This is a genomic window from Pseudoalteromonas luteoviolacea, from assembly GCF_001696455.1.
GTDB classification, from domain to species: Bacteria; Pseudomonadota; Gammaproteobacteria; order Enterobacterales; family Alteromonadaceae; genus Pseudoalteromonas; species Pseudoalteromonas luteoviolacea_C.
The window spans coordinates 92,362-104,416 of record NZ_MAUJ01000001.1; the positions used below are offsets into that span (position 1 = coordinate 92,362).

At 40.7% G+C, this 12,055-nt stretch carries 12 protein-coding genes; 3 read left to right on the plus strand and 9 right to left on the minus strand.

Annotation, left to right across the window (positions count from 1 at the left end; all coding sequences use genetic code 11):
* The first annotated feature begins 73 nt into the window (after positions 1-73).
* Entirely contained in the window at positions 74-595 is a 522-nt protein-coding gene (locus A7985_RS00425; RefSeq protein ID WP_065788480.1) for an Mpo1 family 2-hydroxy fatty acid dioxygenase, read from the plus strand.
* Positions 596-620: 25 nt separating this feature from the next.
* Here the strand turns inward: A7985_RS00425 and A7985_RS00430 are convergent, their stop codons facing one another.
* On the minus strand, positions 621-1,577 hold the full coding sequence (locus tag A7985_RS00430; protein ID WP_065788481.1) for an FHA domain-containing protein: 957 nt from the start codon (positions 1,575-1,577) through the stop codon (positions 621-623).
* Between the two features lie 469 nt (positions 1,578-2,046).
* Between A7985_RS00430 and A7985_RS00435 the strand changes: the two genes are divergently transcribed.
* Positions 2,047-2,637 (plus strand): CBS domain-containing protein, encoded by a 591-nt coding sequence (locus A7985_RS00435; RefSeq protein WP_065788482.1) that lies wholly within the window; start codon positions 2,047-2,049, stop codon positions 2,635-2,637.
* A gap of 20 nt (positions 2,638-2,657) precedes the next feature.
* Here A7985_RS00435 and A7985_RS00440 read toward each other — a convergent pair whose 3' ends face one another.
* From A7985_RS00440 to A7985_RS00450, 3 genes are all read right to left on the minus strand, one after another.
* Entirely contained in the window at positions 2,658-3,572 is a 915-nt protein-coding gene (locus A7985_RS00440; RefSeq protein WP_065788483.1) for a M14 family metallopeptidase, read from the minus strand.
* 65 nt (positions 3,573-3,637) lie between these two features.
* Complete coding sequence (locus A7985_RS00445) at positions 3,638-4,048, minus strand: hypothetical protein (protein ID WP_065788484.1); 411 nt, start codon at positions 4,046-4,048, stop codon at positions 3,638-3,640.
* 108 nt (positions 4,049-4,156) lie between these two features.
* Positions 4,157-5,020: a hypothetical protein gene (locus A7985_RS00450; protein ID WP_081310371.1), complete on the minus strand. Its 864-nt coding sequence runs from the start codon at positions 5,018-5,020 to the stop codon at positions 4,157-4,159.
* A 145-nt stretch (positions 5,021-5,165) separates the two neighbouring features.
* On the opposite strand from A7985_RS00450, the gene A7985_RS00455 reads away from it, so the two are divergent.
* Positions 5,166-5,528 carry a hypothetical protein gene (locus tag A7985_RS00455; protein WP_065788485.1) on the plus strand — a complete coding sequence of 121 codons (363 nt, stop codon included), beginning with the start codon at positions 5,166-5,168 and terminating at the stop codon, positions 5,526-5,528.
* Positions 5,529-5,661: 133 nt separating this feature from the next.
* On the opposite strand, the gene A7985_RS00460 is transcribed toward A7985_RS00455, so the two are convergent.
* The 5 genes from A7985_RS00460 to A7985_RS00480 all read right to left on the minus strand — a co-directional run bounded on the left by A7985_RS00460 (position 5,662) and on the right by A7985_RS00480 (position 12,052).
* Positions 5,662-7,047 carry a carboxypeptidase M32 gene (locus A7985_RS00460; RefSeq protein WP_370671153.1) on the minus strand — a complete coding sequence of 462 codons (1,386 nt, stop codon included), beginning with the start codon at positions 7,045-7,047 and terminating at the stop codon, positions 5,662-5,664.
* Positions 7,048-7,052: 5 nt separating this feature from the next.
* On the minus strand, positions 7,053-7,991 hold the full coding sequence (locus A7985_RS00465; protein ID WP_065788486.1) for a LysR family transcriptional regulator: 939 nt from the start codon (positions 7,989-7,991) through the stop codon (positions 7,053-7,055).
* Positions 7,988-9,721: a bifunctional isocitrate dehydrogenase kinase/phosphatase gene (aceK, locus tag A7985_RS00470; RefSeq protein WP_065788487.1), complete on the minus strand. Its 1,734-nt coding sequence runs from the start codon at positions 9,719-9,721 to the stop codon at positions 7,988-7,990. Before aceK ends, A7985_RS00465 begins: the two co-directional genes overlap by 4 nt.
* 227 nt (positions 9,722-9,948) lie before the next feature.
* A complete protein-coding gene (locus A7985_RS00475; RefSeq protein ID WP_065788488.1) occupies positions 9,949-10,422 on the minus strand; it encodes a hypothetical protein in 474 nt (157 codons plus the stop codon).
* A gap of 133 nt (positions 10,423-10,555) precedes the next feature.
* Positions 10,556-12,052: a DUF3413 domain-containing protein gene (locus A7985_RS00480; RefSeq protein WP_065788489.1), complete on the minus strand. Its 1,497-nt coding sequence runs from the start codon at positions 12,050-12,052 to the stop codon at positions 10,556-10,558.
* Positions 12,053-12,055 lie beyond the last annotated feature (3 nt).

Sequence of the window (12,055 nt, forward strand, 5' to 3'; positions counted from 1 at the left end):
CCGTACATTATTTGACATTTGTCACTGATTATCGCTAGATTAAGTTTAAAGTAATTACTCTGGACTAGAGCGCATGAAAAGTTTAGAACAACAGCTCGTTCAATACGCAATGTATCACCGAGACAACCGCAATATAAAAACACATTTAGTGGGTGTGCCCCTTATCGTGTTTGCCGTCATCATGATGACTTATGTGCCTTTATTCGACTTTTCAGGGCTGACTGTCACAGTCGCCATGTTACTGATAGCCATGGCTGGTGGGTATTACTTTATCTTGTCACCTACAATTGGCCTTGTAATGGTTTTATTACTGATCCTGGGCTATTTAGGTGCCTTTTCGATATACCAGAACCTGTCTTCAGATATGACCGTTAACTGGGCATTTTATGGCCTTGGCGCAGGGTTGTTTGTTATTGGCTGGATCATTCAGTTTGTCGGGCATTATTTTGAAGGCAAGAAGCCTGCATTTGTAGATGATTTGATTGGACTTTTGATAGGGCCGCTATTTGTACTTACAGAGGTGCTTTTTAAGCTGGGTTTCTTAAAGAATTTAGAGGATAAAATCATTGGTCAAGCTGGGGCATACCGAAATTAATAGGTATGCCCATATACGCTGCCAGTTAGAGGCTAATTCGGGTTTCTAGCTGGGCACCTTTTAAAATTGTAATATCCTGACAATTCATTCGAATTTGGCCGTTGTTAGTTTCTAGAATATAGCCTGCTTCTGGTGCTTTTTCAGGCGATGCTTCACTCAACTGTTTACGTGCTCTGTGCACCATGATGTTCATATGGTTCATTTGAACACCGAGCTGTTTGGCCAAGTCTTCACGGTAAACCCAACCTTGCAGTTCAGGATCAAGACCTGATTGTTTGTCTTCGATGCGTGTTCTGGCAAGAAGTAACAGCAAATAATGGTGGCTACGACTTCCCAAGTCAATTTCTTCCCCTTCAACAAGTAACGACAAGTCTGTTTTTTCTTCGTCCAAGCTGACAGAAAAGTTGAGTGATAAGGGTTTAACCGACGGTTGTTGCTCTAGGTGTTTAGTCATTGTTGATATGCCAGCACAATAGAAGAGCCATTGTTCACCAAATAAGCTTGTGATACCACCATCAATCAATGCTTGCCTATCTGAAGTATTTAAATCCTCCAAAAACCAATAGTTTAGTAATGCATCATAGTAAACAATGTGAGAAGGATCTTGCTCATTTGGAAGGAGCATTTGGTTTTCGATTTCAATCACATTTCTTGGGTTATTTTGAGAGACAAAATACTGACAGTTGGCGTTTAAGCTAGATACAACGAAGGAGTTTTGCCCTGGTGCTGCAAAGTCTATTTTATCGTTTTCAGACAATTGATAAGGTAAATTTTTATCAATTTTTCGATCATTAATCCAGATGCCATTTGTGCTGACATCCCGGATGAGCCAAGTTTCATTTGTATACTCGATGATTGCGTGGTGCCGTGAAATACCGGGTTTGTCTAAAAAGGTGTCTACATTAAATTTAAAACGTCCGAAGGTGTGGTAACTTTTTAGGTATATTTTTTCGAGCTTTTGCTCATCAATCAAGTAAGCCATAGATTTTCCTAGATTTCCGTATTATCGCTAAAGGTTAGCATCACGTATCATTTGCAGAAATTTTACCTGATAAAAGAAGTAGACTACTAGTGAAATGCTTCGTATTCCGTGATTATTTCGCTAGCAGTCACTTTTAATTCTGTGCTTATTGCGAGCGAATAGCCTGCTAGGGGTACCTGTCCTAGTTAAAGCTGTACATTCGTTACCTTAAAAATAGGCCCACCTAAGTGGGCACATATAAAGGGAAATCTGCAAGGTATTCAAACATAAATAGTCAGTTGAATATCATTTAGTAAAGTTTACTAACCTATGTCTGTATTCTACGAAGGATTATTAATTTTATCTATTACAGGGGATTACAGTTTTTTAATATCACGTTGGTAGTACCTTTTATTTTCCTTGCGATTAATCAAACAATGAACCATCCTTTTTAAATAGCAGCAATTTTTAACTCCACAAGAGGTGGTTTATGAGCGAGTTTAAACTTTTGAACACAACTAAGCTGGAAGGGATTTATCAGTTTTGTGAGCACTATGAAGGGAACCCTTTATCAATTTTTAGCCCAGCAGAACAAGTGGTCACTGATTTCACTCGCCGCCACCCGCAAGTGATACTTAAAGATGTTGATATAGACCATGCATTATTTATGATGGTAAATGGTCACGTGCGCTGTAAATTAGTGATAGATCATGATGATACATTTGTAGGTGTAGTCAATTCAAAGGATCTAACTGGACGAAAGGTGCTTACAACGGCACAAAAACGCAGCGTTGCCCGAGCAGATTTGACAGTTGAAGATGTGATGACTAAAAAAAGTGATCTTCACGCTATGTTTTATGAGTGCGTCGAAAACGCTAGGATTGGAGATATATTGGAGACGCTCAAAGAGTTGGGTCACCAGCATGTGTTATTAATGGACGCAAACCAAAACCTTCGCGGTATGATTTCAGCATCTGACATTGCTCGCGCTCTTCATATTCCTGTTAATATTCTACAGAAAGCACATTCTTTCAAAGAAATTTTTGAGATTATTTATGAGCATGGAGAGGTTACGGCCTAGCAAATAAGGCCGTAAAGAGGTTAATTTCGGTTTGATAAGAATGCAATTACACCAAGAATAGACGCAACTTGACCATCATTGCATTCTTCTGAAGTGGTGTTTTGGCTATCAGGGTATACTTCAGTTGTGGTAACAAAAGGTGCGTCTGTCATGCCCATGCAGAGACCAAGCTTCGTACCATCGTAATTTATAACACCAAATTGTTCTAAATCTACACCGATTAGTTGACCGTTTTCATCTGCATCAGCGATATGGGTGACTTTTTTCACCTCGTCGATGATCCTTTTTTGAAACTCCGGCTCGGGCTTTTGTGTATGCCCAACGAGATAAAAGCCATCAGGGATATTCCAATTATGATTTACCTTGCCATCTCTTGCGGCAAGTGCAGGTCTAAACTCACTGTTATCAGTATCTGTGGTTTCATGCAAATCAATATGTGCGATGATATCGCCTTCATATGCAGCAATGTACTCCATAGCCAACCTGGACTCATTCGCTGGGCTGTTTGCATAAAATGAGCGATTTGGATCAATGGCTTCAGGGTTCCACCTGTTGATGGTCTCGAAACCCCAGGGGCTGATACAAGGTAAAATAATAAAGTTATACTGGCTACTGTATTGTTCTAAATAGTGCTCTGCAAACTTAAGTGCCCCCATAACACCGCTTGTTTCATACCCATGTACACCACCGGTTACTAGGATTGTTGGGTGCTGAGGGTTGAAATGCTTATTCTTAAGCGCGAAAAGGCGGTAAGTCCCCGCTTCATATGCCAATACACCATACTCTTCGACTTCACATACACCGTGTAACTCTTCGACCCTGCTAATGACGTTTTCCTGATAGGAGCGTTGGATCTGTTGTTGTTGATACCAAGCTTGTTTTTCGTCAGCGCACCACGGAGTACCTAGCGTGCCAATTGAGTATTGGTTTGACATGTTTCTTCTCTATGTTTTTTGTTTACCTGCGCATCCTAAGCAGTTTAAAACCATATCTCAACCTTTTACGCCAAGTACCCTAATTGCTGTAATGTCTTCTTTTGCTTTTTGGTGATCTTGAATGCCAATAAGGTAATGCGTTTTTCTTTCGTATGGATTTGAATCGTTTTCAACCCTAGGACGCTTTTTGTATTGAGGCTAATAATTTCTTCAGAAGGGATAAATCGTCTGCGACCGAACACATTAAAATGTGACAAACCTTGATTACATATTGTAACGCACTTTTGGCCCGATAATGCGAAAACAAAATGCATAGACGCTGCAAGTGTTGCGATAATTGCAATAAATAATTGAACGGCTGCTATCTGTGATAGTTGCAAATCAAAGAATAATTTCGCAAGACTTAACAGCACGATAGATAGCGTGGCAAGCACGAAGTAAAATAAAATATTAACTTGAAGTCTCAGCTCTTTCATAAAGGGTTCCTATTATCCATTCAGTCTTTTTTCTAATTTGGGGAAAGATATTGGAATAAAATGGATCAAATATGAATCTTGACACGAATATACAAAAATACGATTTTTCTAGGGTATTTCGCGCCATTTATCAACCAAATTGGTTAGAAAGCCACAGTTTCTATATGATTTTTCGATGAATTTTGAGCTTCTGAGTTGTTTTATTCCCAATTCAAGTTCACGGAAAGTTTGTTGACTACGTGGGTGTTTTTTGCTTACAACAAAATGTCTACTATCTTGTAGTGCAACTTTAACACCCTTTATTGCTTCGATTACATAGTCCTCACCGCTGTATCTAAAAAGGGGAGAATTATTGAATGAGACTAGCATAATATCAACCCACCCATGACTCACAAGTTTGGCCATTATTATCCATTCTGATTCATTAAACATCGCCTTGGGGTTCAGCTGCTGTAATGTCTGCCAATCTACAGCCCAGTTTTCGTTACTAACCACAGTGACCTGAGAAAGGTCTGAGCCAATTTTTTTAGCGAGCGCTTGGGTGTTATTGGGGGCAGTGTAGATGCCTGCGTAATATTCACCTTTACGTATAATCGGTGACGAAATGTGGACACTATGAGCGATTGGCTGCACTTGACTGAGCCACATTGTGTCGACGCTCACTAGCAGCAAGCCAGATTTAAGTAAGTTATCCTCTTGCTCTTCATGGTCAATTAACACGAACTTAAACTCGAGTTGTGAGTTGCCTAAAATGAGGGCTTTTTGAATGAGGATCAAGTCGACAATGTCTCTTTGACACAGTGGGTGGTCGAATATGTCAGGTGTTATGTTTTTTAGGCTTTTCCCATTAATGAGCTGTTTGGCATACCTATATATATCTCTATCTATGGGTACTGAAATGACATCTTTCCCAAAGGCAAAGTGGGGCAAAACTAAACAGAGAGTGGCAACAATGACAGAGTGTTTGTACATGACAGAGGCTCTTGCTGACTTAAGTTAAGGGTAGTGTATGTACTTCAACATGTATATTTTTTAAGTGACATTATTGGCGAGGTTTTATATTGTCAAAGATGGCATTGGAAAAACAGCACATACCGTCAATTTAAAGGAGCTACCGATGAAGTTTGAACAATTACTTTCTCACCTCGACAGTGGGGTGTGTGTCGAGCAATTACAAAAAGAGTCTCTGCTGGATATTGCGCTCATGGCGCAATGTGTTTGCGGAGAATTAAAACCTAGCGAGTTAAGTCACGTATTACAATGGGCAAACTCTTTAGAATGGAGCACTACGGTCTCTCTGCATGAATACATTGATGAGTCTTTGGAAAAGTGCCTCACCGCGTTAAGGAGTGATCGCCTAGAGAGCTTTTTGGAGCATAGAATGCAACAAATCGAAGATCAGCCGCTTAAAGAGACTGCACAATTCTTACTGAACAAGATTAGAGCGGTGAAAGACGCCGACATTGAAGCTAGTGTGTAAAAGCTGCATTTAAGCAGCCTTTACACAGCGAAGAACCTTTCTGATAAATTAAATTTAACAGTAACGCGCTAACAGGTGGCTTTTAAAAAACGCAGTATTCAACGGTTCGTTGGTGGCCTTTAACAGCAGCTCCTCAGTTGTATATACTCGCGTTTTGCCAAATATGCTCTTTTAACCAATTGTAAATAGGTGCAAAATCTTCATTTAATATGTGTTGCTCAAGGTCGAGAGAGTGCGACATTGCAGATTTAAATTGAGCGGCATAGATAGCACCTAAGGTATAGCTTGGGAAGTAGCCAAAACTACCATCTGTCCAGTGGATGTCTTGCATACATCCATCTTTGAAATTTCCTTTCGTTGAAATCCCAAGCAGCTCAATCATTTTAGCGTCCCAGAGCTCTGGAATATCATTACTCTGGATATCTCCATTTATCAAAGCTTTTTCAATGTCGTAGCGTAAAATGATGTGTGCAGGGTAAGTTACCTCATCAGCATCCACTCTGATAAGGCTTGGCTTTACTTGTTGTAGCTGAGCTTTTATTTTATCTACAGAAGCAATCTTTGATTGCTCGGGGAAGTAAGCTTGCGCTTTGCGACTCATGAGTTTGATAAACGCATCGCTTCGACCAATTTGCATCTCATAAAACAGTGATTGAGACTCATGGATAGCCATTGAACGTGCTTTTCCCACAGGTAGCGCTAGGTAATCTTGAGGCAGGTTTTGTTCATAACAAGCATGCCCAGTTTCATGTATGACCCCCATCATGGCGTTTAAATATTCGGACGTATCGTAACGTGTCGTAATGCGAGTGTCTTGGCTCGTACCACCACAAAAAGGGTGTACACTGGTGTCTAAGCGACCGTGATTGAAATCAAAGCCCAAAAAAGCCATCAGTTCATTTGCCAACCTTTCTTGGCTTTGAATTGGATAATTTACTGGGATTTGTAATTCGTCCGATGTTCTGGTGCGCTGTATTATTTCAGGAAGCCAAGTGGCTATTTCCCCAAAAAGTGTATCAAGTTGGCTTGATGTCATACCCGGCTCGTAGATGTCTAGCATCGCGTCATAGGGTGTTGAGCCAATTTGTTCAGCACGGATCTGGGCCTCTTCTTGACTCAATGACACAACCGGAGCAAAGTTCTTACAGAAACCTTGCCAATCATTTTGTAGCCGTTGGGTACGCCATTGGTGCTCACACTTTGCGCCTGCAAGGCTTTTTGCTTTGACTAACTCAGCAGGCAGTGCGGTTGCATGTTGCCAAGTCCGCTTCATTTCTCGAACGCTTGCTTTTTGCTGCGCTGTCAGTTGCTCCTCGCCGGCATTATTAAGCAGTTCGGCTAACTGATCTGCCGTGTGCAGCTTATGCAGGTGAACGGCGAGCTCTGCCATGGCTTGTGCTCGACTGTCGGCTCCCCCTGATGGCATATTGGTTGCCTGATCCCAGCTGCAGATCGCTCTTACGTGCTCAAAATTATGAATGGACTGGTAATGCTCCACTAGCTTTTGGTAATTCTTCATAGACGTTATTTAATCTCTTCTGCAATTTCGGCAATTTTTTGACGTAACCAAATATGACTCGCATCGCGATGTAATAAAGGGCTCCAGATCATGTCTAATTCAAATGGCGGTATCGGGAATGGAGGCTCTAGAATTGCGAGTGAAGGATCGTCTTTATATATATTTGCGGCTTTAGAAGGCAATGTTGCAATCAAGTTTTGCTCTTTAGCCAAGTGTATTGCAACATGATAGTTACGCGTAAACGTCGCAATATTCCGGTGCTTCCCGAAATGCGCCAATGCTTCGTCAACCCAGCCTAACTTTTGAACGTCTTCGGGGTCCATCCCCACACCTACACCAAAGCCAGTTTTACTAACCCAGATATGACGTGCCTTTAAGTAGGCATCTAATGTGAAATTGTCTTTGATTGGGTTGCTTGACTTGACCAAACAACAGAAACTATCTTTCCAGATTTGCTTATGATGAAAAGATTGCGGTAAATTCTCAAACCGATTTATGGCCATATCCACTTTGCCATTTTCTACATCATGAAAGGTTACGTCGCTAGGTGTTAATATATCGAGCGTTGTATCTGGTGCTTCATTATGCAGTTTAGCGAGTAGCTTAGGAGCAAGAGTGCTTGCCGCATAATCACTGGCCATTATTCTGAATACGCGTTTACTCTGACCTGCTTCAAATTCTCGATTTGGTGCTAGGGTTTCTTCGAGGGTCATGAGTATCCCTCGAATAACAGGCTGCAGCTCTAACGCGCGCTCTGTTGGTACCATCCCCTCACTTGTGCGGACTAATATGGGGTCATTGAATAAATTTCTAAGTCGCTTGAGTCCATTGCTCATTGCTGGCTGCGTAATGCTAAGCTGGTTGGCTGCTCTGGTGACATTACACTCTCGCAACAAAGTGTCCAAATATACAAGCAGGTTGAGGTCGATTTTACTGATATTCACAGTGATCCTTTATTCTTATTTTGCTGGCCAAACCTCTGATTTTGGGGGTACGGAAATACATGCTTCGTTTTATGCTGCTGAATGTCGCGCTGTGCTTGCTGCCAATAATCAGGTGTCAATAATTCTGGGTGGAGGCGTTCAAATATAGCTTTGAGTTTAGGGTTAGTTAGAACAAAAGTACATAGCTGTTCCGGAAATACGTCATTTGGCGCAAAAGATAGTGCACTTTCTCCACAATATAGGTCATTTAATGACGTTTTCGGGAGGGCTTTGAAATTCATCTCAGTAAGGTATTGTACTTCGTCATAGTCGTAAAAAATGACACGTTTGTGACGACTAACACCGAAATTTTTAAGTAGCATGTCGCCCGGAAAAATATTGACATGCAGCATTTCTTTAATGGCATGGCCATAGTCATCTATGACATATTCAGTTTCTTCGTCAGTCGCATTTTGCAAGTATAAGTTGAGTGGTGTGATCCGACGTTCAATGTATAGGTGCTTGATAACAATAAAGTCAGAGTCTTCGATGATGCTATTGCTAAGTTTTTCTCTCATGAGCTCAAGGAGCTGAGGTTCTATTTGACTCTTTTTGATAACGACGTTTGAGTATTCAAGCGTATCAGCCATTCTGCCAACTCGATCGTGGTTTTTGACTAATTGGTAGCGTGCTAAGACGGTGTTTCTGCCAAACGGTTTACTCTCAGCAAAGTGCTCTTTGATGACTTTAAAAACATAAGGAAAAGTTGGTAATGTAAACACTAACATAACCATACCCGGAGTGCCTGGCGCGATGCAGAATTGCTCCTCATTATGTTTTTGATGATGCAGAAACGCTCGGTAAAACTCGGTTTTTCCGTGTTTGTGGAACCCAATGGAGTTATACAATTCGGCTTGTGTTTTACTCGGCATTAATTGGTTCAAAAAGCTTACTAAAGCCGATGGGGCATGTGTCTCTACCAAGAAGTAAGCACGGGCAAACCCGAATATCAGGCTCATTTGGGTGCCATTGGTGACGAGAGCATCAATTTTTAGCTTACCATTGGGATGATGAAGTACCGCGATTATAAATGGTTGCGTACCTGAACTCGAGATAACTCGGCCCACTATATATGCGCTTTTGTTTCTATAAAATGGTGATTTTAAGATATCGAAGCGCATTTTAAAATGCTGGTGGTGAGTATCCGGCGCTTGTTTAATAAACGCTTTTTGCAAGAGGCGAATATCACCTTCTAAATCGTTAAATTCACATGCAAAATTAATATTTGAAATGATTTTATAAATGGTTGGCTTTAAGCCATCAACAACTGGGAAGTAGCTCCTATACTCTGCTTCAACAGGTAAAGTGGTCGTGTCCTCAATTGAACTTGTCACAAAAATAAAATTGTTATTAAAATAGCTGTGATGAAATAGTTGGCAAAATACAGAGTTATAAAAGGTTTCCGCGAGTTCTGCTTGGGGGTGGAAAGTAAGTAGCTCAATGTAGGCCTGTTTTACTTTAAACCACAGTGCAATATTTACCTGAGATGAATTAAAGTGTAACCGCAGTATCTTGACTGTATCCGCTACTCGTTCGTCGTAGTGGCTTATTCTCGACTTATTTACTTTTTCAATTACATGCCATTGCTGAGTTGCAAATGCGTGGGGAACTTGTGCGGTAATATCTTGAAATAACGAGTAATGTTTTCGGAACCCGGAGATAATCAAAAAAGCAATTTCTTGAGGGTCCATGCAGCCTCCTAGTTAGCTATCTTGCCTATTTTCTCAATTGACGACAACGCAATCTATGTGTTTATTGTTTGATTCAATTAAACTTTTGACTACTCTAGCTTGAAAGCTCGTTAATTAGCAATATGTAGTACTAATTTAACGCAACTATACTGAGAAATGATGACAGAATTTGTAGCTATAACCACCACGCTAGGCAAAGTTGTGAAACTGGGTAAGTGACACTGGAGTCATTCCATCCTTTTCAGTTTTTTCTCGATTTGGGCTATTTCTTTATTTAATACTTTAACTTGTTTTAAATAGTCTTTATTAATCGACTTAAGTTGTTGTTTTACATCTTTAACTGTTGCTTTTCGCTTTTCATCATCCATTAGCCTAGTGACTCGGCGTTGCTGCTCTCTGGCAGCTTCGTCTCTCTTTCTACCAAGGATGGCTGCATGATGTTTTTTGGCACGTAACGCATTTTTTAAGTTACGTACAATTTGACGTCTTTCGAGTTCATTGAGTGTTTTGAAGTGTTGTTCTGACGGCACTTTAGCCTGAGGGTCTGAATGTGTCAGTGTCAACTGTTGTGCAGAGCTAGAACACGGGTGTTGGCTAAATACCGTACTTTTATCGGTAACGCATTTATAATAGGTAACAGTAGACTTGGCGCTACAAAAAAGTGGTAAGAATAATAAAAAAAATAACCTTATTGATGTCATTGCAAAGCTTCCTTGTTGTTACCTGTTTACTAAATATAGTCGACAAATATTAAAAAGGCAGCAATGAATGTAAGGGAGAAATTTACTCCCTTTATACTAAGCATCATATGGGTATTTTAATAAAGCACCTAATCTATAGATTAGATGCTTTACCGGTAAATTGCTTAAGCCGTTTGATACTTTGCACAAGGAAAGGGGTATCTAGCTTTTGCTCTATATGAAAACCTTCTTTTGCAGATATTTGTTTGTGACTGCCATCATGATTTACCAGAATAATTCGATCTTTCTTATAGGCGATTAACACGCCTTGAGAGTAATTAACCCCTTGATTTACTGACTCTGAGCCGATCACATTACCAAGCATCGTTTGTTTTGCTAACTGGCTGCAGCCAAAGTGTTTGTCCAATAAAGTCACCATAATATCATTGCCTTGCATCAAACCGCTGTGATCTGAAAAGTAGGGAAGATTCGTGTGTAAACTTGTTTGGGTTACAATCGACTTCTCATTGCTTTGCTCAATAATGACGTAGTTTTTAGCCTTATCAAGCTCAGGAAGTTTGTCACTGAACACAAAACTTATCTTGCCGTCGTCTATCTCTTGCTCTAAGTAATCAAATGGCACTTTACCAGAGAGAGTTAGTATATTAGCCGTATTCCAAACGGGGGTTAAACGCCGTTCTGTTACTGTTGTTCTGTAGTATGCTGGCAGGCCGTAAACTAAGTTAAAGTACCTATCTAAAGGATTCGTTGGCACAAGAAGCTGCGTTTGGGTATACCATTGTAGGTCTTGAAAAGTGCTTTCATCACTTTGAAGCGACTCAGTCATAACGACTATTTCTACAGGCGCCGCATCAAACTTACATGCAGCCAAGTTAGCAGGCAATTGGTAGTTTGAAGTCGCATTTTCCAGACGAACGGTTCTAGCTTGTTGATACTCGTTCAAGTCAAGAAGCTCATGCCTCGCTAGCAGAGTTTTGGCTGTCGTTGGGTATGAGAGAGGCAGCACATTGTCTTGTTTGGTAATATCAAAGTAGTTATTCGCATCAGCCCAAACATGCATTAGGTGACTAATTGCAAAGCAGCTAACCAGTACCGCTGTTGCGTATTTTGGAAATCGATATGACTTTAATTTGTCTAGGTGTCGCCATGCATGGTTACCAACTACCAGCTCAAACGCTAATATGATGGCGATTAAAAAGATAACAAACAGGGCGGTTGCGATAGACAAGCCGTTTATCATCCCGATTAACAAAGATGCTATTTCAGGTATTGATTGAACGCTTATGTGATAACCCTGCTGATAGTACACAAAGGCATCTAAACATAATGTTAATATCCCTACTGTAGCGATAACCGCAGCCATGCCCCTAATGTGCCTAGGATATGGAAATACTAAGCTTAAGGGAAACACCGTGAGTACAAATGCGCAAAAAGTAATGAAGCTGGTATGACTTAGCCAAGTGACTATCATATAAATCCAGCCGCCAAAACTATTTGGTGCAGAGTCCGCTGCCAAATAGGTTAGCGCTATGATGAGCACTAAACCTATATTGGCAAAGGTAAACCAGTGCCCCCAACTAAGCAGTTGGCTCGCTTTTGACGAGAAAGGACTATGTGGTGTGAGATTCATTCC

Coding starts and splice junctions, on each gene's coding strand:
- A7985_RS00425 (WP_065788480.1), top strand. CDS start 74: ATGAAAAGTTTAGAACAACAGCTCGTTCAATACGCAATGTATCACCGA.
- A7985_RS00430 (WP_065788481.1), bottom strand. CDS start 1,577: ATGGCTTACTTGATTGATGAGCAAAAGCTCGAAAAAATATACCTAAAA.
- A7985_RS00435 (WP_065788482.1), top strand. CDS start 2,047: ATGAGCGAGTTTAAACTTTTGAACACAACTAAGCTGGAAGGGATTTAT.
- A7985_RS00440 (WP_065788483.1), bottom strand. CDS start 3,572: ATGTCAAACCAATACTCAATTGGCACGCTAGGTACTCCGTGGTGCGCT.
- A7985_RS00445 (WP_065788484.1), bottom strand. CDS start 4,048: ATGAAAGAGCTGAGACTTCAAGTTAATATTTTATTTTACTTCGTGCTT.
- A7985_RS00450 (WP_081310371.1), bottom strand. CDS start 5,020: ATGTACAAACACTCTGTCATTGTTGCCACTCTCTGTTTAGTTTTGCCC.
- A7985_RS00455 (WP_065788485.1), top strand. CDS start 5,166: ATGAAGTTTGAACAATTACTTTCTCACCTCGACAGTGGGGTGTGTGTC.
- A7985_RS00460 (WP_370671153.1), bottom strand. CDS start 7,047: ATGAAGAATTACCAAAAGCTAGTGGAGCATTACCAGTCCATTCATAAT.
- aceK (WP_065788487.1), bottom strand. CDS start 9,721: ATGGACCCTCAAGAAATTGCTTTTTTGATTATCTCCGGGTTCCGAAAA.
- A7985_RS00475 (WP_065788488.1), bottom strand. CDS start 10,422: ATGACATCAATAAGGTTATTTTTTTTATTATTCTTACCACTTTTTTGT.
- A7985_RS00480 (WP_065788489.1), bottom strand. CDS start 12,052: ATGAATCTCACACCACATAGTCCTTTCTCGTCAAAAGCGAGCCAACTG.